26 protein-coding genes and 1 pseudogene are annotated in these 22,604 nt (G+C 69.3%); 12 read left to right on the plus strand and 15 right to left on the minus strand.

What is annotated here, in order from left to right; all coding sequences use genetic code 11:
* Window positions 1-49: 49 nt before the first annotated feature.
* On the plus strand, window positions 50-949 hold the full coding sequence (locus G3I56_RS00370; RefSeq protein WP_164406368.1) for a LysR family transcriptional regulator: 900 nt from the start codon (window positions 50-52) through the stop codon (window positions 947-949).
* 24 nt (window positions 950-973) lie between these two features.
* On the opposite strand, the gene G3I56_RS00375 is transcribed toward G3I56_RS00370, so the two are convergent.
* From G3I56_RS00375 to G3I56_RS00385, 3 genes are all read right to left on the minus strand, one after another.
* Window positions 974-1,582 carry an NAD(P)-binding oxidoreductase gene (locus tag G3I56_RS00375; protein WP_164406370.1) on the minus strand — a complete coding sequence of 203 codons (609 nt, stop codon included), beginning with the start codon at window positions 1,580-1,582 and terminating at the stop codon, window positions 974-976.
* A 223-nt stretch (window positions 1,583-1,805) separates the two neighbouring features.
* Window positions 1,806-2,132, minus strand: a complete 327-nt coding sequence (locus G3I56_RS00380) for an antibiotic biosynthesis monooxygenase (RefSeq protein ID WP_164406372.1) — start codon at window positions 2,130-2,132, stop codon at window positions 1,806-1,808.
* Window positions 2,129-2,656: an ATP-binding protein gene (locus tag G3I56_RS00385; protein WP_239134617.1), complete on the minus strand. Its 528-nt coding sequence runs from the start codon at window positions 2,654-2,656 to the stop codon at window positions 2,129-2,131. The genes G3I56_RS00380 and G3I56_RS00385 overlap by 4 nt, the downstream gene beginning before the upstream one ends.
* Window positions 2,657-2,851: 195 nt before the next feature.
* On the opposite strand from G3I56_RS00385, the gene G3I56_RS00390 reads away from it, so the two are divergent.
* Window positions 2,852-3,745: a helix-turn-helix transcriptional regulator gene (locus G3I56_RS00390; RefSeq protein WP_343239822.1), complete on the plus strand. Its 894-nt coding sequence runs from the start codon at window positions 2,852-2,854 to the stop codon at window positions 3,743-3,745.
* A 3-nt stretch (window positions 3,746-3,748) separates the two neighbouring features.
* On the plus strand, window positions 3,749-3,937 hold the full coding sequence (locus tag G3I56_RS00395; RefSeq protein WP_164406373.1) for a DUF397 domain-containing protein: 189 nt from the start codon (window positions 3,749-3,751) through the stop codon (window positions 3,935-3,937).
* Here the strand turns inward: G3I56_RS00395 and G3I56_RS00400 are convergent.
* Together G3I56_RS00400 and G3I56_RS00405 are read right to left on the minus strand one after the other, a co-directional pair.
* Complete coding sequence (locus tag G3I56_RS00400) at window positions 3,934-4,449, minus strand: hypothetical protein (RefSeq protein ID WP_239134618.1); 516 nt, start codon at window positions 4,447-4,449, stop codon at window positions 3,934-3,936. The two genes, G3I56_RS00395 and G3I56_RS00400, sit on opposite strands and share 4 nt — an antisense overlap.
* A 234-nt stretch (window positions 4,450-4,683) precedes the next feature.
* A complete protein-coding gene (locus G3I56_RS00405) occupies window positions 4,684-5,427 on the minus strand; it encodes an SDR family NAD(P)-dependent oxidoreductase (protein ID WP_164406375.1) in 744 nt (247 codons plus the stop codon).
* Window positions 5,428-5,833: 406 nt separating this feature from the next.
* Here G3I56_RS00405 and G3I56_RS00410 point away from each other — a divergent pair, with 406 nt between their 5' ends.
* Entirely contained in the window at window positions 5,834-6,688 is an 855-nt protein-coding gene (locus G3I56_RS00410; RefSeq protein WP_164406377.1) for a helix-turn-helix transcriptional regulator, read from the plus strand.
* Window positions 6,689-6,765: 77 nt separating this feature from the next.
* Here G3I56_RS00410 and G3I56_RS00415 read toward each other — a convergent pair whose 3' ends face one another.
* Window positions 6,766-7,086, minus strand: coding sequence for a hypothetical protein (locus tag G3I56_RS00415; RefSeq protein ID WP_164407178.1), 321 nt, complete (start codon window positions 7,084-7,086; stop codon window positions 6,766-6,768).
* Between the two features lie 146 nt (window positions 7,087-7,232).
* Complete coding sequence (locus G3I56_RS00420) at window positions 7,233-8,111, minus strand: alpha/beta hydrolase (protein WP_164406378.1); 879 nt, start codon at window positions 8,109-8,111, stop codon at window positions 7,233-7,235.
* A 110-nt stretch (window positions 8,112-8,221) separates the two neighbouring features.
* Here G3I56_RS00420 and G3I56_RS00425 point away from each other — a divergent pair, with 110 nt between their 5' ends.
* Window positions 8,222-8,731 carry a CGNR zinc finger domain-containing protein gene (locus G3I56_RS00425; RefSeq protein ID WP_164406380.1) on the plus strand — a complete coding sequence of 170 codons (510 nt, stop codon included), beginning with the start codon at window positions 8,222-8,224 and terminating at the stop codon, window positions 8,729-8,731.
* Window positions 8,732-8,761: 30 nt separating this feature from the next.
* Here G3I56_RS00425 and G3I56_RS00430 read toward each other — a convergent pair whose 3' ends face one another.
* Complete coding sequence (locus G3I56_RS00430; RefSeq protein ID WP_164406382.1) at window positions 8,762-9,373, minus strand: NAD(P)H-dependent oxidoreductase; 612 nt, start codon at window positions 9,371-9,373, stop codon at window positions 8,762-8,764.
* Window positions 9,374-9,658: 285 nt separating this feature from the next.
* On the opposite strand from G3I56_RS00430, the gene G3I56_RS00435 reads away from it, so the two are divergent.
* Both G3I56_RS00435 and G3I56_RS00440 read left to right on the plus strand, forming a co-directional pair.
* Window positions 9,659-10,198, plus strand: a complete 540-nt coding sequence (locus G3I56_RS00435; protein ID WP_164406384.1) for a hypothetical protein — start codon at window positions 9,659-9,661, stop codon at window positions 10,196-10,198.
* A gap of 208 nt (window positions 10,199-10,406) precedes the next feature.
* A complete protein-coding gene (locus G3I56_RS00440; RefSeq protein WP_343239823.1) occupies window positions 10,407-11,057 on the plus strand; it encodes a class F sortase in 651 nt (216 codons plus the stop codon).
* 28 nt (window positions 11,058-11,085) lie between these two features.
* On the opposite strand, the gene G3I56_RS00445 is transcribed toward G3I56_RS00440, so the two are convergent.
* Complete coding sequence (locus G3I56_RS00445; protein ID WP_164406387.1) at window positions 11,086-11,871, minus strand: TSUP family transporter; 786 nt, start codon at window positions 11,869-11,871, stop codon at window positions 11,086-11,088.
* 194 nt (window positions 11,872-12,065) lie between these two features.
* Here G3I56_RS00445 and G3I56_RS00450 point away from each other — a divergent pair, with 194 nt between their 5' ends.
* Genes G3I56_RS00450 through nirD form a run of 3 tightly spaced genes read left to right on the plus strand, consistent with a single transcriptional unit; the run spans window position 12,066 to window position 16,326 of the window.
* The gene (locus G3I56_RS00450; RefSeq protein ID WP_164406389.1) at window positions 12,066-13,331 is read left to right on the plus strand and encodes an FAD-dependent oxidoreductase; all 1,266 of its coding nucleotides are present in this window, start codon (window positions 12,066-12,068) and stop codon (window positions 13,329-13,331) included.
* The gene (nirB, locus tag G3I56_RS00455; protein WP_164406391.1) at window positions 13,331-15,958 is read left to right on the plus strand and encodes a nitrite reductase large subunit NirB; all 2,628 of its coding nucleotides are present in this window, start codon (window positions 13,331-13,333) and stop codon (window positions 15,956-15,958) included. The genes G3I56_RS00450 and nirB overlap by 1 nt, the downstream gene beginning before the upstream one ends.
* Window positions 15,955-16,326 (plus strand): nitrite reductase small subunit NirD, encoded by a 372-nt coding sequence (gene nirD / locus G3I56_RS00460; protein ID WP_164406392.1) that lies wholly within the window; start codon window positions 15,955-15,957, stop codon window positions 16,324-16,326. Before nirB ends, nirD begins: the two co-directional genes overlap by 4 nt.
* A 71-nt stretch (window positions 16,327-16,397) precedes the next feature.
* On the opposite strand, the gene G3I56_RS00465 is transcribed toward nirD, so the two are convergent.
* From G3I56_RS00465 to G3I56_RS00475, 3 genes and pseudogenes are all read right to left on the minus strand, one after another.
* Entirely contained in the window at window positions 16,398-17,324 is a 927-nt protein-coding gene (locus G3I56_RS00465; RefSeq protein WP_164406393.1) for an oxidoreductase, read from the minus strand.
* 167 nt (window positions 17,325-17,491) lie between these two features.
* Window positions 17,492-18,316, minus strand: a complete 825-nt coding sequence (locus G3I56_RS00470) for an SAM-dependent methyltransferase (RefSeq protein ID WP_343239852.1) — start codon at window positions 18,314-18,316, stop codon at window positions 17,492-17,494.
* A gap of 185 nt (window positions 18,317-18,501) precedes the next feature.
* A pseudogene (locus G3I56_RS00475) lies at window positions 18,502-18,678 on the minus strand (MarR family transcriptional regulator); the annotation flags it as partial.
* A gap of 329 nt (window positions 18,679-19,007) precedes the next feature.
* Between G3I56_RS00475 and G3I56_RS00480 the strand changes: the two are divergent.
* The gene (locus G3I56_RS00480; protein WP_164406394.1) at window positions 19,008-20,168 is read left to right on the plus strand and encodes an alkaline phosphatase PhoX; all 1,161 of its coding nucleotides are present in this window, start codon (window positions 19,008-19,010) and stop codon (window positions 20,166-20,168) included.
* 81 nt (window positions 20,169-20,249) lie between these two features.
* Window positions 20,250-20,843, plus strand: a complete 594-nt coding sequence (locus tag G3I56_RS00485; protein ID WP_164406395.1) for a hypothetical protein — start codon at window positions 20,250-20,252, stop codon at window positions 20,841-20,843.
* Between the two features lie 156 nt (window positions 20,844-20,999).
* Here the strand turns inward: G3I56_RS00485 and G3I56_RS00490 are convergent, their stop codons facing one another.
* Genes G3I56_RS00490 through G3I56_RS00500 form a run of 3 tightly spaced genes read right to left on the minus strand, consistent with a single transcriptional unit; the run spans window position 21,000 to window position 22,499 of the window.
* Window positions 21,000-21,638, minus strand: a complete 639-nt coding sequence (locus G3I56_RS00490) for a TMEM175 family protein (protein WP_164406396.1) — start codon at window positions 21,636-21,638, stop codon at window positions 21,000-21,002.
* Window positions 21,639-21,678: 40 nt separating this feature from the next.
* Window positions 21,679-22,047, minus strand: a complete 369-nt coding sequence (locus G3I56_RS00495) for a GntR family transcriptional regulator (RefSeq protein ID WP_239134619.1) — start codon at window positions 22,045-22,047, stop codon at window positions 21,679-21,681.
* 35 nt (window positions 22,048-22,082) lie between these two features.
* A complete protein-coding gene (locus G3I56_RS00500) occupies window positions 22,083-22,499 on the minus strand; it encodes a TIGR03668 family PPOX class F420-dependent oxidoreductase (RefSeq protein ID WP_164406397.1) in 417 nt (138 codons plus the stop codon).
* Window positions 22,500-22,604 lie beyond the last annotated feature (105 nt).

Below are 22,604 nucleotides of genomic sequence, written 5' to 3' on the forward strand. Positions count from 1 at the left end.
CTCCTGGAGTTGATCGAAATGAATCTATGTCTTGTTAAGATTTACTCTTATGCAATTGGACTTGAATCTGCTGACCGTGCTGAACGCCCTGCTCGAAGAAGGCAGCGTGATGGGCGCGGCCGAGCGGCTGCACCTGTCCTCGCCTGCGGTCAGCCGCACCCTCGGCCGGCTTCGTACCGTCACCGGGGACGACATCCTGGTGCGCACCGGCCACTCGATGACCCCCACCCCGTACGCGCTGTCGGTACGGGAGGACGTGCACCGGCTGGTCAGGCAAGCGCAGGAAGTGCTCTCGCCGACCCGCGAGTTGGACCTGGCCGAACTGGATCGCACCTTCACGATCCAGTGTCACGACGCGGCAGCCGCGTCACTGGTACCGGTACTGGTCGAGAGGATCCAGCAGCGGGCTTCCGGGGTGCAGTTGCGGGTGCTGGCGGAGAACTCCGTCGACACCGACGACCTGCGACACGGCCGCGTCGATCTGGAAATCGGCGGCGGGAGGCCCCGTCTGCCCGAGTTCCGGTCCGAGCCGCTCGGTGACGATCGGCTCGTCGTGGCGATGCGCGCGGGCCACCCCTGTGCCGCCGGACTCGACCTGGCGTCCTACGCGGCGCAGCCACATGTGGTGATCTCCCGGCGTGGCCGCCTCACCGCCCCGATCGACGAGATGCTGGCCGCCGAAGGCCTGCGGCGCCGGGTGGTCGCGGCGGTGGCAACGGTGTCCGCCGCTCTGCAGATCGCCGCCCGCGGCGACGCACTGGTCACCTGCACGGCGATCCTCGGCCGCCCGCTCATCGAGGCGTTCGGGCTCCTCGCCCGGCCGATGCCGATCGAGTCCCCGGCAGCGACGATCAGTTGCAACTGGCACCAGCGCTACGATTCCGACCCCGCCCACGCCTGGCTCCGCGAGCAGGTCCGGGCGTCGTTCGAGGAGATCGCCGCCGGCTGACCACTCCCCTGCTCCTCTACTCCCCTACTCCGCCAACGGCAGGGCCACGGCACCGGGAAAGCCGGGCGCCTCGGCTTCGTCGAGCATCGCCGCGGCGACGGTTTCCCGGCTGACCTTCGCACCGAGGTCGAAGGGAGGCCCGGCCTCCAGACCGACCGTGCGCCGACGGGGGCTTTCCGCCCCGTCAGCGAGCATCCCGGCGTGGAAGACCGTGCCTCCGGCCGCGAGAACGGTGCCGTCGGCTTCGACCTTGTCCGCGAGCCGGTCGCCCAGCACCTTGGCGAGCACGCCCGCACCCTCCCCCGCCGCTTCGGCCGACTTGCCCGTGCCGTAGGCACCGAGCCAGATGACGCGCCGCGGGCCGGCGGCGACGACGGCCCGGGCGCCGGTCAGGAGAATCCCGGCCCGGTCCGTGCCGAGCGCGGAAAGGACCACGGAATCCCCGTCCACGACGGCGGCGATACTGGCCGCGTCGTTCACGTCGCCCGCCACCTTCCGCAGGTTCGGGGAGTCGGGCAGGGCGATCCGCTCGGGATCACGCGCGATGGCGGTCACGGTGTGACCACGTCGTAGCGCCTGTCGGGTGAGGGCGATTCCGGTCCGGCCGGAGGCCGCGAGGACGGTGAGGTTCATGCCGAGAACGCTAGGGAGTTCAACACTTAACATCAAGTGCAAGTATCTGACTTGATGAGTTACCCAAACGCAATCGGCTGCGCGGCGCTCGCCCTGACCGACGGCCGACGGCGCCGCAAGCTGAGATTCTTCAGGGCAACGTCGATCGGGCCCCCGCTGAAACGCGGTCCATTACGGCGCGCCGAAGACGGCTACTGCGGCTCGGCGCGCCGCAATGGCGGGCTCAGCCCTGCTTGGGTGCTGCCTGCTGGACGACCTCGAAGGACCAGAGCGTCGACCCGGACGCGGCGGGCTTGGGCTGCTCCCCGCCCGGGGACGCGGGGCGGTGCGCCGACTGCATCGGGCCCGCCATCCAGGCCTGGAAGTCCTCTTCGCTGCGCCACCGCGTGTACACCAGGTAGCTGTCGGTGCCCTCGACCGGCCGCAGCAGCTCGAACCACTCGAACCCGTCCGACCCCTCGACAGCACCGACCCGCGACGCGAACCGCTTCTCCAGCACCTCGCGCTGCTCTTCGGGAACGGTGAGTACGTTGATCTTTACGATGCTCATGAAACCCATCTTGCCGCAGGGTGTCGCTGACGGTTTCGTGCGGGGGCGGTGGCGGATACAGGGGCAGCGGCAGTGACAGGCAGAGGGTGCGATTCCTGCTGGTTCGTCGCCTGATCCGCGCCGCGTACGACGTCCAGCTCGCACCAGACGAGCTTGCCGACGGTCAGTTCGGTCACGCCCCAGCGGTCGGCGACGGCATCGACGATCAGCAGTCCCCGTCCGAACATCTCGTCGGGCGTGGCTTTGCGTTGGCGTGGCAGTAACTCACCTCGCGGGTCGGAGACGCCGACTCGCACGGCGCGGTCCGTGAGGGCGAGCTCGACCCGGAAGAGACGGTCGCGGAGACACCCGTGCAGTACGGCGTTTCCGCCGAGCTCGGAGACCAACAGGGCGGTGTCGGGGGCGAGTTCGGGGTGCCCCCAGTGGGTGAGGAGACGGTGGGCTCGGTGACGGGCGAGGGTGACGCTCTTGGGGAGGGGCGTGTAGTCGAGGCGGTCGTATCGGAGGGGGTCTTCCTTGGTCATGGGGGTCGCTTTCGGGCAGGGGGGAGCTGCGCCGTGGATTAACTGGCGCCACTCTGCGGTCGGTTCGTCACCGACGGTAGAGACGGCTCGATGAGTCCGCAAGTTACTCTCGGAGGAATTCCTCCGATCGAGTTTGCGATGCCTTGTGACAGCACGTCAGACTGGCCGCGCACAAACGCCAGGAGGAGCACCGACGTGACCGCACGCCAGCCGACGCAGGGCTACAGCACATCCACCGTCCTGGGACGCCGACTCGGCGGCGAACTCACGAAGTTGCGCATAGCAGCCGGCCTCAACCAGACCCAGGCGGGCAAGGCACTCACCGCGTCCACGACCAAGGTCGCGAAGATGGAGGGCGGTTGGGTTCCCGTTCGCGACCCGGACATCCGGGCGCTGTGCGAGTTGTATGGGGTCCATGACCTCAAGACCGTGGGCGGCCTGTTGGAGCTGGCGAGGATCGACCGCGAGCGACGCAAGGCAAGCGGCTGGTGGGACGACTACGTCACGCTCGGCACCATGCAGGAGTACGTTGCACTGGAGAACGCGGCAACGACCATCAGGGCATGGCAGCCCGCCTACATCCCTGGCCTACTGCAAACACCCGAATACGTACGCGCGTTGAGAGCCACTCAGGTCAGCGCCTCGCGAGCAGCCGAACGCAGGGACCCCGACGAGGAGTTCATTGCCTCACGGCTCGCGCGGCAGCAGCGTCTGACCCATGAACCACCGCTCAGGCTAAGGGTGGTGCTCTACGAAGCCGTGCTGCGCAACTTTCCCGGCGGAGTCGAAACGGCCCGTGGACAACTCGACCATCTGGCGAAGATGACCGACCGGCAGAACGTCATCATCCAGGTCTTCCCGTTCGGCGGGGGTACACACCAAGGCCTGAACGGCGCGTTCAACATCATCTCCTTCGCCGAACCGGGAGCCATGGATGTCGTCTACTCCGAAGCCGCCTTCGGGCAGACGTGGGTCGAGGGCGGAGAAGGAGCCACAGCCCACCATGAACTGTTCGAGCTGATCTCTGCTCGCTCGCTGAACGAACGAGAATCCCTTCGCTTTCTCCACAACCTCAGCAAGGAACTCTGAGCCGTGCCCGATTTCCAGTACCTCAAGTCCAGCTACAGCGACGCCAAGGACGAGTGCGTCGAGGTAGCCACCAACATCCCCGCCACCATCGCGATACGCGACTCCAAGACCCCGACGAGCCCGTCCCTCCGCCTCCACCCCACCGCCTGGGAGACGTTCCAAGCCGCCGTCGCAGACGACCGAATTCGTTAACTGTCCTCGCAGGCACTGGTCTTGAACTCCGCCACCGGGACGGTGACCACGGATTCGGCGCCCTCGTAGCGGACCATTCCCGATGTGAGCCCGTCCCGGTCGGTCAGGGTGAAGTCGACGCTGCTTGCCGACGACGAGTTGTCCTTGGTCCAGCCGTAGAGCGTGTAACTGGTCTTGGCCGTGAGCGGTTTGAGAGATGTGGTCGCGGTCCAGTCGGCGGCGGGCGCGTCGAGGGTCCAGGTGGCGAGGCCGGACTTGAGGGGCCGGGCTGCGGTCCATGAACCGACGGTCACCTCGCTGTCGGCGTCGCCGCCGTCCACGTAGAGCGTCGCACCGTCGATGTGATGTCCGCAGACCATGATGACGCCGACCAGCTGACCGCCGTCGGTCACCGAGATGCCGGTGACGGCGTCAACGGCAGTCGTGCACCCCGAGGTTGTGGCCAGGGCGACGCAGGCAGCGGAAGCGGCGACGATGCGCCGGACCAACAGCCACGAAACTGTCGACTTCACAGCGCCCCCTGACCCGGGGTCGCTATTCGTACCCCTGTACACCGGATGGTAGGGACGATCCGAGTCGAACCGCGTCGCCGCCGCCGACCCGTTGCGGGCTCGTTGCGGCCCTGTGGCCGGAGGACCCGAGGACCCGAGGACCCGAGGACCCGAGGACCCGAGTGTCCTCCGTACCGAAAGGCTGTGTCCGGCTACGCGGTGGGCGGATCCCGCCGCGTAGCCGGACGCAGTTCGTCAGTGGCTGGACAGCATGTGCAGCACGTCGGCGTACTGGCCGCGAGCCTCGGCGAATCGCAGGGGCTCGACCGCCTTGACGAGGATCTCGTTCGGTCGGTCGTTGGAGCCGAGGATGTCCATGACCTCGTCGAGGAAGGCGTCGAGGGGCATGGCGTTGTCCGACTCCTCCTGTCCCATCAAGGCGGTGCGCACCGCCGGGGGCACCAGTTCCAGGACCTCGATGGCCGTGTCGGCCAGCTGGACGCGCAGGCTTTCGGTGAAGGAGTGGATGGCGGCCTTGGTCGCGTTGTAGGTCGGGGCGATCGGCAGGGGGACGAATGCCAGCCCGGAGGAGACTGTCATGATCGTCGCCTGCGGCCGGGTGGCGAGGTGCTCGGTCAGGGCTGCGATGAGGCGGACGGGGCCGAGGAAGTTGGTTGCCACGGTCGCTTCCGCCGTGGCGAGGAAGCCACTGTTGTGCAGGTCCTCCGGCAGCATGATGCCGGCCATCGCGACCAGGACGTTCAGGTCGGGAAAGCGTTGCACCAGTTGCGCGGTGACGTCCTGGACGGCGACCGGGTCGGTGGTGTCGAGCACGACGGACTCGACGCCGGGGTTCTCCGCGACGATCTGCGCCAGCCTGTCCTCGCGGCGTCCGGAGACGATGACCCGGTTGCCTGCCGTGTGCAGCCGCAGCGCGAGGCCGAGGCCGATGCCGGAGGTCGCTCCGGCGACGAGGACGGTGTTGCCTGTGGGATTCATGGGGTTTCTCCGGCTGCGGTTGGTGGTGAGGTGAGGTGAAGGGTCAGTGGAGGGAGGGGAGGTCGGCCTGCCAGTCGGCGGGCGTCATGACGCAGCCGGCCAGGTCGTGGCCGTGCGTCGAGTGCGGCAAGGTCGGGAAGGGACACGCTGGGTGAAGGAGTTCCCGGCGCCCTTCCCGGTCGTGGCGGAACGCGTTGCGCCGTCGCGGAGTGCGTTGTCGCGTCTTCGCGGAACGCGTTGCGTCGTTCCACAACGACCAGTGGACGGCACCCGGCCGCGCGGATGAAGGGCCCGCTCAACCACTGACTCGCAGTCAGTGGTTGAGGCCGCTCGCGGCTGCGACGATGGCGGTGTACGGCGGCCCCGACCGGAGTCCGGACCGCACGTGACCTCTGGAGGGAGGCCCATGGAGCAGACGGTGGACCGCGCGTCGCTGGGCGCCTTCCTGCGTGCCCGGCGGGAGGCGCTGCAACCGGAGGATGTGGGACTGCGCCGCGGATCGCGTCGGCGTGCCAGCGGGCTGCGACGGGAGGAAGTGGCCGAACTGTGCGACATGTCGGCCGACTACTTCGCCCGCCTGGAACGTGGCAGCGGGCCGCAGCCCTCACAGCAGATGGCGGCAGCCATCGCCCGTGGGCTGCGCTTCACCCCGGACGAGCGCGATCACCTGTTTCTCCTGTGCGGGCACCGCACACCGAGTCGGCACCTGCACACCGAGCACGTCAACCCAGGGCTGATGCGCATCCTGGACCGGCTGCAGGACACCCCGGCACAGGTCATGGGTCCCCTCGGCGAGACACTGCTGCAGACGCCTCCTGCCGTGGCCCTGCTCGGCGAACAGACCCACTACACCGGGGAAGCCCGCAGTGCCTCCTACCGCTGGTTCACCGATCCGACCGCCCGCAGGCTGTACCTCCCCGACGACCACCGTCTCAGCAGCCGTGTGCACGTCGCGATCCTGCGGGCAGCGTCCACGCGAGAAGGGCCCCGGTCGCAGGCCGCCCGTCTCGTGGCGATCCTGCTGCGCCAAAGCACGGAGTTCGCGTCGCTGTGGGACCAGCAGGAGGTCGGCCTGTCCTGGAGCCACGCCAAACGGTTTGTCCACCCCCAGGTCGGGCGTCTCGACCTGTTCTGCCAGAACCTGCATGATCCCGACCAGTCGCAGTCCCTGCTCGTCTTCACCGCGACGCCCGGCACCGACAGCTACGACAAGCTGGCCCTGCTGAACGTCCTCGGCGCGGACAGTTTCCCTACCGGCTGACGCCCATGGGGGCGGCGAAAGCAGGTCCGTTGGTCAGCCGCTCATAAATCGCACCCCTGAATGAGCCACGCCATTTCCTATGCGGCGCCGGGACCGTCGAGGAAGCGAAGCAGTACGGCGGCCTCCGCGCGGAGTCGCGCGGCCCGGTCGGCGTGCGCGGGTGCGGTCAACTGCGCCGCGACGTCCAGCCGTTCGGCGACCTCTGCGCGTACGACATCCTCCGCGTCGCGCTCGCTCAGTTCGCGCCGCGCCGCTTCGGTGGTGCCGGCGCCGACCGGTGACAACTCAAGGGCCACCCCGCGGAGTTCGGCTTCGCCCACGGGCACCGCCTCCGCGTTGTCCAGTGCACCGAGTGTTGCCCGCAGGGCGCTCACCGCGACCTTGTCACGGGCGCGCATCGCTTCCGGAAGTGCCTGCCGCATACGAAGACGTAAAGACATGCAGGTGACCTTATGGCGGCGTTCCCTGGACCCACAACGCCGGCTGGACCTTGGCCTTGGCCTTGAAGAGCCCGTTCACCCGCCCCGGGAGCTCTTCACGGGCTTCACGCCGGTGATTCTGTGACGGTCGTCAGGAACCCGCGAATGTACCCGGCCACTGTGTCCAGGTGGCTTTCGAGGAGGAAGTGTCCACCTCCGGGAACCAGGTGGATCTCCGCGTCCGGCAGGTCCCTTGCGAAGGCGCGTGCTCCGTCCGGGCCGAAGATCTCGTCGCCCGCGCCCCAGACCGCGAGGAGAGGAACCTGGCGTTCCCGGAAGTAGGCGTGCACCTGGGGGTAGAGCGGTGGATTGCTGGCGTAGTCGCGAAACAGCGCGAGTTGCACGAGGTCGAGGCCCGGCCGGTTGACCTCGCGGTGGTCGGCGGCCCAGGTGTCGGGGTCGACCAGCTCGGGCCGGTCCACTCCGTTCAGGTACTGCCAGCGGATGGCGTCGAGGGAGAGGGCGGCGCGGGCGGCGGGTTCGGTCTCGGGGCCCGGATTCTCGCAGTACGCCCATACGTGCTTCCAGAAATCCGGTACGAAGCCGTCCTTGTAGGCGTTGCCGTTCTGCGTGATCACCGCGGTGACCGCGTCCGGCGTGCGCAGGGCCAGCCGCCAGCCGATGGGCGCGCCGTAGTCCTGGACGTACACGGCGTAGCGGGTGATGTCGAGCTGGGCCAGGAGGGCTTCGGTGACGTCGGTCAGGGAGTCGAAGGTGTAGGTGAACGCGTCCACGGGCGGGACGTCGGAGTTGCCGAAGCCCAGGTGGTCGGGGGCGATGACGTGGAATCGATCGGCCAGCGCCGGAATCAGGTGACGGAACATGCGCGAGCTGGAGGGGAATCCGTGCAGGAGTACGAGCGTGGGCGCCTCGCGGGATCCTGCCTCGCGGTAGAAGACGCGATGTCCCCGCACGGTCGCGTACTGGTGGCGGACCTCAACCATGACTAACCCCTTCAACATCTTTTGATGGTTACCTGTCGTCGTCGTTCAGTAGACCGCCTCTGGAGTAACCTGTCAAACCACTTGATGGAGTTAGATGGGAGGCAGGGTTCGTGCTGAACGACCAAGCCCTGATGCAGGCCCTCAACAGCACCCCCGTTGCGGATGGCCGACGCCAGGACCTGTGGCGTGACGACCACGAGGTGGACAGGTGGGCGCGGGAGCACGGGGGTCTCGGCGGCGACGAGGAGCGCGGGTGGCTGCGCACCACCCGGGACGCGCTCCAGGCGGTGGAGACGGGCACGGCGGCGGAGCCCCGTCTGAGCCGGGTCCTCGCGGGCGTTCACAAGGTCCCGCAGCCCAGCGCGTCGGGCATCGAGTGGCACTTGGAGGTGCCACCGGAGCGCAGGCTCGCCGTCGAACTCGTGCTCGCGTGGGCGGACGTGAAAGAGCGCATGCCCGGCCGTCTGCGACCGTGCGAGAACCCCGACTGCCGCCTCTTCCTTCTGGACCGCAGTCGCGCCAACACCGCACGGTGGTGCTCGATGAAGACCTGCGGGAACCGGCTCAAGGCCCGCCGACACCAGGCCCGGACACGGGAGGAGCCCTCACGGCCCGAGTAAGAGCGCCGGCGAGTCGGGTCCCCGTGCGCGCTACCCCCCGTACGCCCGAGTCGCCCGTCCCTCCCTCAACGTCCGTCCCCACCAAACCACTTGGCCCAGCATCGTCATCGCCGCCGCGTCCGGTCCCGACGGGTCCCTCAGTTGCCCCTCCTCGTCGAACGACGCGCCCGCGTTGTGGAACGACACCGTGTCCCGGACCGTCGTCGCGTGGAGTTCCGCGAAGACCTGGCGGAGGTGTTCGACCGCGCGGAGGCCTCCCGAGACTCCGCCGTACGAGACGAAGGCGACCGGCTTGGCCTGCCACTCCGTGTAGTGCCAGTCGATGAGGTTCTTGAGGCCGGCCGGGTAGGAGTGGTTGTACTCGGGGGTCAGGACGATGAACGCGTCCGCCGACGCCAGCTTCGGGGTGACCGTCGCCAGCTGGGCCTTCGCGTCCTCGTCGGTCGCGAACGTCGTCGGGAGTGCCGTGGCCGCGACGTCCACGACCTCCGCCACCAGGTCGTCGCGCTTCGCCATCCGGTTCAGCAGCCAGTCGGCCACCACCGGCCCGAAACGGCCCTCCCGGTTGCTCCCGACGACGACGGTCACCCGTACGGGCTCGACAGAGTCGCTGCGTTCACTGGATTCAGTGTGTGTCTGCATGCGGTACAGCCTCATACCTCAAGCTTCCTTGAGGTCAAGCCCTTCATTCGCCTCCGCCCCGGTCACCCGTTCACACCCCCGGTCCCCATCCATCCGGTTCTTTTCGCGACACGCCAGTCGTACGTCGATGACCTGCCCGAATGTCGACGCGCCGGTCGTTTCCCGCAGCCTCCGGCCACCCGTTCACCGTATTTCTGACGGGTCCTCAGAGAGCGCGTCCGGGTCCCTGCCACTTACCTCGGTACCAGACCACCCCGTTCGCGAGCTCTCGGAGGAGCAAGCCCGATGCGACGTACCGCCGCCGCCCGTCTGCTGACCGGTACCGCGCTCGCCGTCGCCCTCGCCGGGCCCGCTCACGCGGGCACCGGCGGTTCCCTTGAGGTGTACCCGGCGACCGTCACCCCCGGCTCCCAGGTCACCGTCAACACCACGGCCTGCGGAGCGGGCGGTACCGCCGCCGGGGATGCCAGTGCGGTGGGCGCCGGGGCCTTCGTTCTCGCGCCCGGGACGCACAAGGAGGTCGCCGTCGGGCGGTTCCGGGTGCCGCCGGGCGCGCAGCCGGGGACGTACGAGATCGTCGCCCAGTGTGACGGGCACGGGAAAGGGAACGGTCGGCGGGTCAGTGGCGATCTGGTTGTCACGCTCACCTCGACCCGGCCGCCCGTGCGTCCCCCGGTGCAGCCCAGGGGGAGTGTGAAGACGGGGGTCGGTGGCGCGCTCGGTCCCGACCCCGTGCGGACCGCGGCCGGCGTGGCGGCTCTCGCCGTCGCCGCCGCGGGCGGTACCTGGCTCCTGCATCGCCGGGCGAGAGGCGACAGGATCTGACGGACGTCCTCCGCCGTCCGTCCGCCGGTACCGCACGTCCCCTCCCCTCCGGGCCCGACGCCCCTCGTGGCCCGGAGGGGGGCCAGGACAAACCATCAGAAACACAGGAATGAAAAGGGACACAAGAGCACAAGGACGCAAGGACACAAGGCACTTCAGGGTGAGACATCAGGGTGGAACAGGGGCGTCCAGGAGGTCGGAGGTCCTCGTGCGCAGATTCACCAATCTCGTCATAGCCGTCGCCACCGTCACCGCCCTCTGCTCCGGCGCCTGGCTGGTGCGCAGCGGCGGCGAGACCCATGCCCCGCCGCAGCCGTCCGCCGCCCAGGCCCGAACGCGGCCCACCCACCCGGAGTCCGCCGTACCGGTGTCCCCCGCACTCCCGGCCTCCCCGCCCCTCCGCATCCGCATCCCCGACATCCGCGTGGACGCCCCGCTGATGGGCCTCGGCCTCACCCCCACCGGCAGCCTGGACGTACCGCCCGCCGAGCGTGAGGACCTGGCCGGCTGGTACGAGGCCGGTACGGCGCCCGGCGAGACGGGCACCGCCATCGTTGCCGGGCATGTCGACAACGCCGACGGGCCCTCCGTCTTCTACCGCCTCGGCGCCCTGGAGAAGGGCGGCGCGATCGAGGTCGAGCGGCTCGACGGGAGCACCGCTCGCTTCACCGTCGACGCCGTCGAGGTGTACGACAAGGACCACTTCCCGGACGAGAAGGTGTACGGCGCCGCGCCCCGCCCCGAGCTGCGCGTCATCACCTGCGGCGGCGGCTACTCACCCCGGACCGGGTACGAGGGCAACGTGGTTGTCTTCGCCCACCTCAGCGGCAGCGACCGCCACCCATCGGGCACCGCTTGAGCACCCGTTGGGCACCGCCCGAGCGCCACTACGCCAGCCACTGCTGGTACGCCAGATTCGCCACCAGCGTGAACACCACCACCAGCAGCACCACCCGTACGAACCCGCTCCCCTTCTTCAGTGCCGTATGCGCCCCCACCATCCCCCCGGCCAGGTTGAACGCGGCCAGGAGCGCGCCCAGCTGCCAGTACACCGTGCCCTGCCAGGCGAAGATCGCGAGGGCGCCCGCGTTGGTGCAGCAGTTGACGATCTTGGCGGTGGCGGAGGCGGTCACCAGGTCGAGGTGGAGCAGCGCGGTCAGCGCGAGGACGAGGAACGTGCCCGTGCCGGGGCCGATGAGGCCGTCGTAGAAGCCGATGCCCAGACCCGCGAGTCCGATCGCGGCCAGGACGCGGCGCGCGGAGACCGGGGTGGTCGCCGGAGCCGTACCGAAGGCGGGCTTGAAGATCACGAAGGCGCCCACGCCGAGCAGGACGACCATGATGACCGGCTTCAGCGTGTCCGTGCTCATGCCTGCCGCGACGAACGCCCCGGCCGTCGAGCCGGCGACCGCCGCCAGCCCGATGCGTACCGCCAGACGTACGTCCACCGGCGCCTTGCGTGTATACGTCACTGCCGCGCCCGTGGTGCCGACGATCGCCATGGCCTTGTTGGTGCCGAGCGCGTACTGCGCCACCGAGGACGTGTCCGGGAGCCCCAGCAGCAGTACGGGCATCATGAGCAGGCCGCCGCCGCCCACGACGGCGTCGATCCAGCCGGCCGCGAGGGCGGCGACACAGAGGGCGACGATCATGGGCAGCGATATGTCGGGCATGATCGCGATTTTAGGTGGCGCATCCGCAGGCCCAGGACACGGGGAAGCTTCCGGCCGGGACCCGCACCTCACAGCCGCCCGCCTCGCCCCTCCGGAACCCTCACACCCTCTTCCGGCTTCCGCTGAGGGAAGCGTGCCTCCCGGGAAACAGACGTGATGCCGCCGGGTAACACCGGCAACGCACGCTGCAGTACATGACCTCGAATACGCGTGTGGTGGTGATCGGCGCCGGGCTCGCGGGCGTCCGGCTCGCCCGGCGGCTCGGCGAGCTCGGCCTGTCCGCGTCGGACGTCGTGCTCGTCGGCGAGGAGGAGCACCGCCCGTACAACAGGGTGCTGCTCGCCGAGGTTCTCGCCGGGCGGTACGGCCCCGACGTGATCGCCCTGCCGACGCCGGACCGGCTGGTCCGGGCCCGCGCCGAGCACATCGACCGCGCCGACCGGACCGTGCACTGCTCCGACGGGTCGGTGATCGCATACGACACGCTGGTGCTGGCGACGGGCTCCAACCCCGTACTCCCGCCCCTGCGTGGGCTGTTCACCGCGGATCACGAACTCCCCTCGGGCGTCCACGCGTTCCGCACGATGGACGACTGTCTCGGGCTGTCCAAGGACGTACGTCCGGGGGCGCGGGTCGTCGTCATCGGTGGCGGGCTCCTCGGTGTGTCCGCCGCCCGCGCCCTCGCCGTACGCGGGGCGCAGGTCGTTCTCGCCCAACAGGCCGAACGGCTGATGGAACGCCAACTAGACCCGGGCGCCTCGGCGTTGGTGTTGCGGCACCTCACCGATCTGGGTGTCGAGGTGCACACCGAGTGCCGCGTACGGAACGTGCGCTGCGTGGGCGGCAGGGTCCGCTCGGTCGAACTGGCCGACCACTACGCTCTCGACGCCGACCTCGTCGTACTGGCCTGCGGAGTCCACCCCCGGGTAGGGCTCGCGCGTGACGCGGGACTCGCCGTGCACAAGGGCATCCTCGTCGACGACGAACTGCGTACCTCCGACCCGCACATCCGGGCCCTCGGGGACTGCGCACAGCACCAGGGAACGATCTACGGGCTTGCCACCCCCGCCCTCGAACAGGCCGAAGTCCTGGCCGAGTTGATTGCGAGCGAGTCGGGCGAGCCGGGCGCGTCGGGTGATTCCGGCGCCCGTTACACCGGCACCCGTGCCCTCACCCGGCTCACCCTCACCGACTTCACCGCCGACACCGGCAACCCCTTCGATCTCGCCGCCTTCGGCGAGCCGACCCCCCGCCCCGGCGACGACGTCATCCAGCTCGCCGACGCCACCCGGGGCACGTATCGCAAGGTCGTCGTCCGCGACGACCGGCTGGTCGGCGGGGTGCTCGTCGGCGAACTCGGCACCGTCGGCGCCCTCGCGCGCGCCTGGGAGGGAGCAGAGCCGCTCCCCACTGACGGCGGCCCGTTGCTCCACCTGCTCACCAACGATGGAGGCTCCTAATGACCGCCGCTGATGGGGCCACCCCCACGACCACCCCCACGATCGTCCTCGTCGGCCACGGAATGGTCGGCCAGCGCTTCCTCGAAGCCCTCGCCGAGCGCAACCTGACCGCCGCGCACCGCGTGGTCGTGCTGTGCGAGGAGCCGCGTCCGGCATACGACCGCGTGGCGCTGACCTCGTACTTCTCGGGCAAGACGCCCGAGGACCTCTCGATGACCGACATGGCGTTCATCGAGAAGGAGGGCATCGAGCTGCACATCGGCGACCCGGCGGAGACCATCGACCGCGAGGCGAAGCGGGTGACCTCCCGCTCGGGTCTGGTCGTCGACTACGACGTCCTGGTCCTCGCCACCGGCTCCTACCCCTTCGTGCCGCCGGTCCCCAACAAGGACGCCAAGGGCTGCTTCGTCTACCGCACCATCGAGGACCTCCTCGCGATCGAGGAGTACGCGAGTACCCGTACGACCGGTGCCGTGGTCGGCGGTGGTCTGCTCGGACTAGAGGCGGCCGGCGCGCTGAAGGGTCTCGGACTCACCTCCCACATCGTCGAGTTCGCGCCGCGTCTGATGCCGGTGCAGGTCGACGACGGCGGCGGCGCGGCCCTGCTGCGCACCATCGAGGACATGGGCCTGTCCGTCCACACGGGCGTCGGCACCCAGGAGATCGTCGTCGACGAGGACGGCGCGGTCACCGGCATGAAGCTGTCCGACGGTTCCGAACTCGCCGCCGACCTGGTGGTGTTCAGCGCCGGTGTCCGGCCGAGGGACCAACTCGCCCGGGACTGCGGCCTTTCCGTCGGCGAGCGGGGCGGCATCGCGGTCGACGAGCGGTGCCGTACGGTCAACGACCCGCACGTCTTCGCGATCGGCGAGTGCGCGCTGGCCTCCGACGGCCGGGTGTACGGCCTGGTCGCCCCCGGTTACGAGCAGGCGGAGACCGCCGCCGCCGCCATCGCCGCGGACGAGGCCGAGCAGTTGACGTTCACCGGCGCCGACCTCTCCACCAAGCTGAAGCTGCTCGGCGTCGACGTGGCGTCCTTCGGCGACGCGCACGGCGCCACCGAGGACTGCCTGGACGTCGTCTACTCCGACTCCCGCTCGGGTCTGTACAAGAAGCTCGTCATCGGCCGCGACGGCACCCTGCTCGGCGGCATCCTCGTCGGCGACGCGGAGGCCTACGGCACCCTGCGCGCGTTCACCGGTACGGTCCCGCCGGTCTCCCCCGAGTCCCTTGTGCTCCCGGCCGGTGCCGGCGGCCAGGTCCAGCTCGGCCCGACCGCGTTGCCGGACAGCGCGATCATCTGCTCCTGCAACAACGTCACCAAGGGCACGATCCGTGGCGCGGTCACCGAGCACAACTGCACCACCGTGCCCGAGGTCAAGAAGTGCACGAAGGCCGGTACGACGTGCGGCAGTTGCGTCAAGGTCCTCGGCCAGCTCGTCACCGCCGAGCTGGAGGCGAGCGGTGTCGTCGTCGACAAGGGCCTGTGCGGCTGCTTCTCGCAGACCCGCGAGGAGCTGTACGAGATCGTCCTCGCCCTGCGCGTCAACACCTACCAGGACCTGCTCGACCGCTACGGCCGCGACAACGCCAGGGGCGGTGACGGCTGCGACGTCTGCAAGCCGGCGGTCGCCTCGATCATCGCCTCCCTCGCCCCGACCATCGGCGCGAGCGGCTACGTCCTCGACGGCGAGCAGGCGGCACTGCAGGAGACCAACGACCACTTCCTCGCCAACCTGCAGAAGAACGGCTCGTACTCGGTCGTCCCGCGCATCCCCGGCGGTGAGATCACCCCGGAGGGCCTGATCGTCATCGGCGAGATCGCCCGCGACTTCGGCCTCTACACGAAGATCACCGGCGGTCAGCGGATCGACATGTTCGGCGCGCGCGTCGAACAACTCCCGCTGATCTGGACCCGGTTGGTGGACGCCGGCTTCGAGTCCGGGCACGCCTACGGCAAGTCCCTCCGCACGGTGAAGTCCTGCGTCGGTCAGACCTGGTGCCGTTACGGCGTCCAGGACTCGGTCCGGATGGCGATCGACCTGGAGTTGCGCTACCGGGGCCTCAGGTCGCCGCACAAGCTGAAGTCGGCGGTGTCGGGCTGTGCGCGTGAGTGCGCCGAGGCCCAGTCCAAGGACTTCGGCATCATCGCCACCTCGGGCGGCTGGAACCTGTACGTCGGCGGCAACGGCGGCGCCACTCCGCGCCACGCGGACCTGCTGGCCCAGGATCTGAACGACGCCGAACTGATCAAGCTGATCGACCGGTTCCTGATGTTCTACATCCGCACGGCGGACCGGCTGGAGCGTACGTCGACCTGGCTGGAGCGGATCCCCGGCGGCCTGGACCACGTACGGGACGTGGTCGTGGAGGACTCCCTCGGTATCTGCGAGGAGCTGGAGTCGCTGATGACCGCGCATGTCGCCCACTACCGCGACGAGTGGGCCGACACCATCAACGACCCCGAGAAACTCGCCCGGTTCGTGTCCTTCGTGAACGCGCCGGACACCCCCGACCCGGTCGTCGGCTTCGTCCCCGAGCGCGACCAGATCAAGCCCGACCTGCCGCTGCTGTCCATCGGCCTGCGCCCCGCCGATGACGTCCTGGAAGGAAGCGCCCAGCGATGACCCTGGCACCCGAGACGACCGACCTGAAGATCCAACTTCGCCTCGCCGACAGCGCCGACAGCGCCGACGACTGGTTCACGGTCTGCGACCTGAGCCTCCTGCTGCCAGGCCGCGGCGTGGCGGCCCTGCTGCCCGACGGCCGGCAGGCGGCCATCTTCCGCGACCGCGCGGGCAGTCTCTACGCCATCGACAACCGTGACCCGTTCGGCGGCGCGGCGGTCCTCTCCCGCGGCCTGACCGGCACCCACCAGGGCCGCCCGTACGTCGCCTCCCCGCTCCTGAAGCAGCGCTTCGACCTGGAGTCGGGCCGCTGCCTCGACGACGAGACGGTGGCCGTGCAGGCGTACGAGGTGCGCGCCGCCGCCTGACCCACCCCCGACCGATGCTGCTCGTGAGCGGCGCCCCAGCCCACTACCGGCCGGGGCGCCGCTCACGTTCTTCATGACTTCAGGCCCTCGTACGTCACCCCGGTGAGCTGCTCGGAGGCGACCCAAAGCCGGTCCCCCGCACGGTCGTTGAGCGTCCAGGAAGCCCGCCAGGACTTGGCGGGCGAGCCACGCCAGCCCAGGAAGGACGGCCCGACGAACGCGTCGGGCCGTACGTCCGGTGCGGTGGCCGCGTAGAGCGTGGGCAGGGCGCCCGCCTCGGCGGACTGGGCGAAGACCCGGTTGCCGAACTCCATGAACCGCTCGGCACCCTTGCGGCCCTGCATCTTCGGCGCGGCCGTCTGGAGGTTGGTGGCGGCGTACCCGGGGTGCGCGGCGGCGACCACGACCCCGGAACGGGTCGCGGCCAGCTTGCGCGCCAGCTCGTGGGTGAAGAGCAGGTTGGCCGTCTTGGAACGCCCGTACGCGGTCCAACGCCGGTATTTGCACTCGCTGTTGAGGTCGTCGATGTCGATGTTGCCGAGTGCGTGGGCACCGCTGGAGAGGTTCACGATCCGGGCGCCGGGCGTGCCGAGCAGGGTCGGGAACAGCAGCCCGGTGAGCGCGAAGTGCCCGAGGTGGTTGACCCCGAACTGCGTCTCGAACCCGTCCGCCGTCGTCCCGTACGGCAGCGCCATCACACCCGCGTTGTTGACGAGGAGATCGAGCCGCTCGTACGGAAGCTCGTCCGCGAACTCCCGTACGGAGCCCAGGTCTCCGAGGTCGAGCGGCCAGAACTCGGCGATGGCGTCCGGCACTTCGGCCAGCAGCCGCCCGACCGCCTCGTTCCCGCGTGCCTCGCTCCGGCACGCGAGCACCACCCGCGCCCCCTTGCGCGCCAACTCCCGCGCGGTGACGTACCCGAGACCACTGTTGGCACCGGTGACGACGGCGATGCGACCGCTCTGGTCGGGGATGTCCTGCGTGTTCCAGCCCGGCATGTTCGGGTTACCTCCATGAGCGACGAGTCCGGCGGTTCCGGCGGACACGGGTACGCGTCCGGACGCGTACCCGGATACGTGTCCGGATCCGGATACGCGTCCCAGGCTGCGCCGGATCGGCCCTCATGGCCAGTTCCAGGCTCTGGTTCTGTATCTGCATCGGCACGTCAGGGCTTGCGGCCCACTCCACAGTAGGCGTCGACGGACGCGGCGGAACCGGCCGGGCCCCGGAGGTCAGGGCGCCACTCGGGTACCTGGACCACGCCCGGCTCCACCAGGTCGAGGCCGTCGAAGAAGGCGGCGATCTCCGCGACGCTCCGCACGTAGTACGGCACGGCGCCGCTCGCGTTGTAGGCCTTCGACGCGGCGATCATGCCCTCGCTGGTGGCGGTGGAGTCGCTGACCACCAGATGGCTGCCCGACGGCAGGCCCGCCATCAGCCGGCTCACCAGGTCACGCGCCTGGTCGTGGTCGGCGACGTGGCCGAGCGTGTTGAGGATCATCAGGGCGACCGGCCGGGAGAGGTCGAGGGTGTCGGCCGCCGCTTCGAGGATGGCCTCGGGGGTGTACAGATCGGCGTTCAGATAGACGGTCCGGCCCTCGGGGGTGCTGCCGAGCAGGGCGTCCGCGTGGGCGAGCACGACGGGGTCGTTGTCGACGTACACGATCCGGGCGTCCGGGGCGGCGCGCTGTGCGACCTCGTGGGTGTTGTCGGCGGTCGGCAGCCCGGTGCCGACGTCCAGGAACTGACGTACGCCCTGCTCGTCGGCCAGGTAGCGGACGGCGCGTCCCAGGAAGTGCCGGCTGGTGACGGCGACATCGACGAGACCGGGGAAGATCCCCTTGATCTGGTCCCCGATCTCCCGGTCGACCTCGTAGTTGTCCTTGCCGCCGACGAAGTAGTTCCAGAAGCGGGCCGAGTGCGGCTTGGAGGTGTCGATGTGCGCTCGTGCCCGTGCGCCGGTGCCGGTGCCGGTGCTGACCGAGGGGATGGGTTCGACCGAAGGGGTGGGGTCGTCGTCTAACACAGCAGAGCCTCCTGTGACGTGATGGTGATCATCAGGCACCAACGTAGGTGAACTCGCTTTCTCCACAACAGAGTTGTGAAGATCCGCGCCCACGCACCGCAGGGTTCCGGCCATCCGGCGCCGACTGCTCGTAGGCATGCGCGTCGGGGTCAGTCGCCACCGGTGGGGCCCGGATACTCCATGCGGGAGAGCCACGCCGTCAGCAGCGTTTCGAGCGCCGAGGCCTCGGCGGGCGGCAGGAGATCCAGCAGCCGCCGCTCGTTGCGCGTGTGGTCGGTGAACGCCCGGTCGATGAGTTCCCGTCCGGGTCCGGTGAGGGCGGTCACGTGCGTGCTGTTCGGCACGGTACTCGCCGGCGAAGTACTGACAAACCAGCAACTGTGCGGCCTGGCCCTGGTGCTGGCGGGCGTCACCCTCGGGCGCCCAGGCGTGCCGACGCACACGTGGACCGCGATGCCGACCGACATTCCGAACGACATGTCGACAATCCGGCACCCGACCACCTCGCGGTACGGCAACGAACGACCGCCAAGGCTACATCGCGCGTACATGACAATTCCATTCCGCCGCCCTAGGGTCCCAGACGTCACCGCACGCCACACGCCACCCCCTTTGGACCCTTGGAGCGAGAGTGGACGCACGAGTGAACGCACACATGGAACGCCGCACCCTTCTGCGCGCCGCCGTCATCGGCGGCTCGGCTGCCGTCTTCGGCGGCACCCTGTGGCGCGGCGCCGCCCACGCGGCCCCCGCCCAGCCGGGCACCGGCCCGTACGGAGCCCTCGCCGCGCCCGACGCCAACGGCATCAGACTCCCCGCCGGCTTCACCAGCCGGGTCGTCGCCCGCTCGGGCCAGACGGTCACCGGAACGTCGTACACCTGGCACAACGCCCCTGACGGCGGGGCCTGTTACGCCGACGGCACGGGCTGGATCTATGTCTCCAACTCGGAGATCAACCCGTCGGGCGGTGCGAGCGCGGTGAAGTTCTCGTCGACGGGCGCCATCACCTCCGCGTACCGCATCCTGTCGGGCACGCGCCAGAACTGCGCGGGTGGACGCACCCCTTGGAACACGTGGCTGTCCTGCGAGGAGGTGTCGCTGGGGTACGTCTACGAGACGGACCCGTGGGGCACGAACGCGGCGACGCAGCGCCCCGCGATGGGCCGCTTCAAGCACGAGGCGGCGGCAGCGGACCCGGTCCGCAAGGTCGTCTACCTGACGGAGGACGAGACGAACGGCCGCTTCTACCGCTTCGTTCCCACGACTTGGGGCAACCTGGCGGCAGGCACCCTCCAGGTTCTGGTGGCCGGCACGGCGACCTCGGGCTCCTACACCTGGACGACGATCCCCGACCCGGACGGCTCCCCGACCACCACGCGCACCCAGGTCTCCGGCTCCAAGTCCTTCAACGGCGGCGAGGGTTGCTACTACGCCGACGACAAGGTCTGGTTCACCACCAAGGGCGACAACAGGGTCTGGCAGCTCAACCTGCTGACGAACACTTACGAGTTGGCGTACGACGACTCCCTGGTCACCTCGGGCACGGCCCCGCTGACCGGCGTCGACAACATCACCGGCACGTCATCGGGCGACCTGTTCGTGGCGGAGGACGGCGGCAACATGGAGATCTGCCTGATCACTCCGGACGACCTGGTCGCCCCGTTCCTGCGCATCGACGGCCAGTCGGGCTCGGAGATCACGGGCCCGGCGTTCTCCCCCAACGGCAGCCGCCTGTACTTCTCCAGCCAGCGCGGCACGAGCGGCAGCTCCTCGGGCGGGATCACGTACGAGGTGACGGGCCCGTTCCGCTCGTAGGCGTAAGCACCGCCGCCGTACGTCCGTACGCCCGTACTGCGCACCGGCGTCGATGTCAGTGGTGCGCAGTACGTTGCGGTGATGGGCGTATACGTGGTCGATGTCGGTGCGGAGGAGTGGTTCGGTGAGGACGAGGACGAGGGTGGGCGCGCGAAGATCGCCTCGGGCCTGAACGCGGAGCTGGTCCGACGAGGCCTGCCCCGGTACGACTCCGTACCCGCGGCAGCGGAATTCGTCCGCGGCTCGGGCCGGTCCTTCGAGGAGAAACTGGTCCCGTCCATGAACAGCTTCCTCACGCTGTGCGGGGCGCATCTCTCGGAGGCGGAAACGGATCTGCTCTGCGGCTGGAACGTCCTGGTGCCGGTGTCCCTGGAGGAGGAGATCGAGCTGCGGGTCGGGTCCTCGTACTCCGACTCGACGGTGATCGTGGGCGCCCCGCAAGTCCTGGCAGTCGCCGAGAAGTTGGCGGCGGCGGTCGAACTGCCGCCCGAGGCCCCGGAGATGTGCGACAACCTGGACCTGACCAGCTGGTTCCTGGACGGCGAGGCGAGGGAACTGTCAGAGGCCCGACCGGGGCCGTGGGGCGAAGATCTGGACGCCGCCTTCTATGTCGCCCTGTACCTGCGCGCGGCACAGCACTCGCTCAGACGGGGGTGTCCGATGGTGTACTCCTGACGATTCCTTCGGGTCAGTCCTTGCAGTCGGGGGCGACACGGTCGACCAGCCGGGTCCCCAGGTCTGCCCCGGCGCAGCCGTACGCGCGGGCGCGGCAGCGCGATCCACCGCCTCACGAGGTCAGCGGGACCGTCGGCGATTGCCGGGCCGGACGATTCACTGTTGCGGAAGCCCGCAGAGGTGGTGGCCGAGGACGAGGTGGGCGGGGATGAGCGTGAGCCAGAACCACATGGCCGCGTCCGTGCTGACGAAGGCCAGGGGAATGGACAGGCCGAAGATCAGAACGCTGGAACCGAGTTGGGCGGTGAAGCGGCGGCGGGCCGCCGCGCCGGAGGACGCGGGCGAGGGGTGCACTTCGCGTTGCGTGAGCAGCAGCAGGGTCGCGTGCACCGCGTGGATCGCGGCCATGGCACCCGCGTAGAGGGCGACGGCTTCGGGCTGGGAGGCGTACGCGGCCAGGAGCGCGGTGGGGAAGGGCGACAGGGCGACCAGGCCGAGGCCGAGGAGGATCAGCCGGGTGACCAGGGCCGTCTCGATGGGCAGTGCGGTGAGAATGCGGCGGTGATCACGCCAGAACCCGGCGATGAGGGCGAAGCTGAGGACGAAGGCACCGAGGTTGGGAAGCGCGTCGCCCAGGGCACGGTGGAACGCGGCGTCTTCCAGATGCGCGGGAACGGCCACGTTGATGACCAGCAGTGTCATCGCGATGGCGTAGACGCCGTCGGACAGAACGATCAAGCGTGCCGTGCCCGGGTCGTTCTCGTGCGAGTGCGTCTCTGCCACTGGCTTCGTCATGTCGACGACAGTAGGGCGCTCACTGGACGGTCGGGGCGAGTCACGCCCCACCTCTGCAGGGGATCAGGAACAGCGCGGCCCGATTGGTCTGATCAAGGGGAAAGCGCGCGAGCACCTGCTTGCCGTCCGGTGTCGCGGTCAGCGACCCACGGAAGTTGGCCCCAGTCGTCCGCAACCGCACGCTGGGCTGCGAACGTACGAGAACACCCCTGCCCTGTTCGCTGATCAGCAGACCGTCCGCCTTGAGCAGGGACAATGCCTTGCGCACCGTAACCCGGGTCGTGCCGTACTGATCCTTGAGTTCGTTCTCCGACTTCAGCTTCTCGCCCGGAACCAGTTTCCCCGTGGCGATCGCCGCCCGCAGGTCGTCGGCGATCCGGCGGTACGGAGGAAGATCTCGGTCCGGCATCTACGTCACCTCGGGTTCGGCTGTACCGGGCAAGGCTATGCAAACGCCCACCCGCTCCACCGCTCGACCCGAATGGCAACCACGGGACCCTGAGGAGGAGAGCCCCGGTACTGGTCGTACTTGTCACGCAGCAACTCCACCGCACGGTGCCGCTCTTGGCCGTCCTCCAGCACTTCCCCGCGACCATCGGCACGAGCCCACCACAGGGTCGACCAGTCCTCGGCGTAGTGGTCGACCAGGACCGTAACCGAGGAATTCTCCCGAATGTTGCTGAGCCTCCGCAGCTGCCACGTGCTCTTGGGCTTGTGGTCCACCGCGAAGTACACGACGTCGCCCAGGACGGCGAAGGTCACCGGCACTGCGTGGGGCACCCCATTGGCATCGGCCGTCGCCAGCCGTGCGACAGGCGAACCCACGAAGCGTTCCCGGGCGACGAACGGGGAGATTTTCATGCACTCCACGGTAGAGGGCGGCACTCCCCGCACAGGGGTGCCGCCCTCTTTCGTGCTCCGGAACCGCTGCCGTGTCGCTGAGGGTCGGGGTGACAGGGCGACGGT

Source organism: Streptomyces sp. SID12488 (assembly GCF_010548275.1).
Taxonomy (GTDB): Bacteria; Actinomycetota; Actinomycetes; order Streptomycetales; family Streptomycetaceae; genus Streptomyces.

What these genes read in the sequence shown, in the direction of transcription:
- G3I56_RS00415 (WP_164407178.1), bottom strand. Translation starts at nt 7,086, where the DNA reads ATGCGCGCCCGTGACAAGGTCGCGGTGAGCGCCCTGCGGGCAACACTC.
- G3I56_RS00450 (WP_164406389.1), top strand. Translation starts at nt 12,066, where the DNA reads ATGACCTCGAATACGCGTGTGGTGGTGATCGGCGCCGGGCTCGCGGGC.
- G3I56_RS00445 (WP_164406387.1), bottom strand. Translation starts at nt 11,871, where the DNA reads ATGCCCGACATATCGCTGCCCATGATCGTCGCCCTCTGTGTCGCCGCC.
- G3I56_RS00480 (WP_164406394.1), top strand. Translation starts at nt 19,008, where the DNA reads ATGGAACGCCGCACCCTTCTGCGCGCCGCCGTCATCGGCGGCTCGGCT.
- G3I56_RS00435 (WP_164406384.1), top strand. Translation starts at nt 9,659, where the DNA reads ATGCGACGTACCGCCGCCGCCCGTCTGCTGACCGGTACCGCGCTCGCC.
- G3I56_RS00465 (WP_164406393.1), bottom strand. Translation starts at nt 17,324, where the DNA reads ATGCCGGGCTGGAACACGCAGGACATCCCCGACCAGAGCGGTCGCATC.
- G3I56_RS00420 (WP_164406378.1), bottom strand. Translation starts at nt 8,111, where the DNA reads ATGGTTGAGGTCCGCCACCAGTACGCGACCGTGCGGGGACATCGCGTC.
- G3I56_RS00370 (WP_164406368.1), top strand. Translation starts at nt 50, where the DNA reads ATGCAATTGGACTTGAATCTGCTGACCGTGCTGAACGCCCTGCTCGAA.
- G3I56_RS00485 (WP_164406395.1), top strand. Translation starts at nt 20,250, where the DNA reads ATGGGCGTATACGTGGTCGATGTCGGTGCGGAGGAGTGGTTCGGTGAG.
- G3I56_RS00430 (WP_164406382.1), bottom strand. Translation starts at nt 9,373, where the DNA reads ATGCAGACACACACTGAATCCAGTGAACGCAGCGACTCTGTCGAGCCC.
- G3I56_RS00495 (WP_239134619.1), bottom strand. Translation starts at nt 22,047, where the DNA reads ATGCCGGACCGAGATCTTCCTCCGTACCGCCGGATCGCCGACGACCTG.
- nirB (WP_164406391.1), top strand. Translation starts at nt 13,331, where the DNA reads ATGACCGCCGCTGATGGGGCCACCCCCACGACCACCCCCACGATCGTC.
- nirD (WP_164406392.1), top strand. Translation starts at nt 15,955, where the DNA reads ATGACCCTGGCACCCGAGACGACCGACCTGAAGATCCAACTTCGCCTC.
- G3I56_RS00490 (WP_164406396.1), bottom strand. Translation starts at nt 21,638, where the DNA reads ATGACGAAGCCAGTGGCAGAGACGCACTCGCACGAGAACGACCCGGGC.
- G3I56_RS00380 (WP_164406372.1), bottom strand. Translation starts at nt 2,132, where the DNA reads ATGAGCATCGTAAAGATCAACGTACTCACCGTTCCCGAAGAGCAGCGC.
- G3I56_RS00410 (WP_164406377.1), top strand. Translation starts at nt 5,834, where the DNA reads ATGGAGCAGACGGTGGACCGCGCGTCGCTGGGCGCCTTCCTGCGTGCC.
- G3I56_RS00500 (WP_164406397.1), bottom strand. Translation starts at nt 22,499, where the DNA reads ATGAAAATCTCCCCGTTCGTCGCCCGGGAACGCTTCGTGGGTTCGCCT.
- G3I56_RS00385 (WP_239134617.1), bottom strand. Translation starts at nt 2,656, where the DNA reads ATGACCAAGGAAGACCCCCTCCGATACGACCGCCTCGACTACACGCCC.
- G3I56_RS00405 (WP_164406375.1), bottom strand. Translation starts at nt 5,427, where the DNA reads ATGAATCCCACAGGCAACACCGTCCTCGTCGCCGGAGCGACCTCCGGC.
- G3I56_RS00375 (WP_164406370.1), bottom strand. Translation starts at nt 1,582, where the DNA reads ATGAACCTCACCGTCCTCGCGGCCTCCGGCCGGACCGGAATCGCCCTC.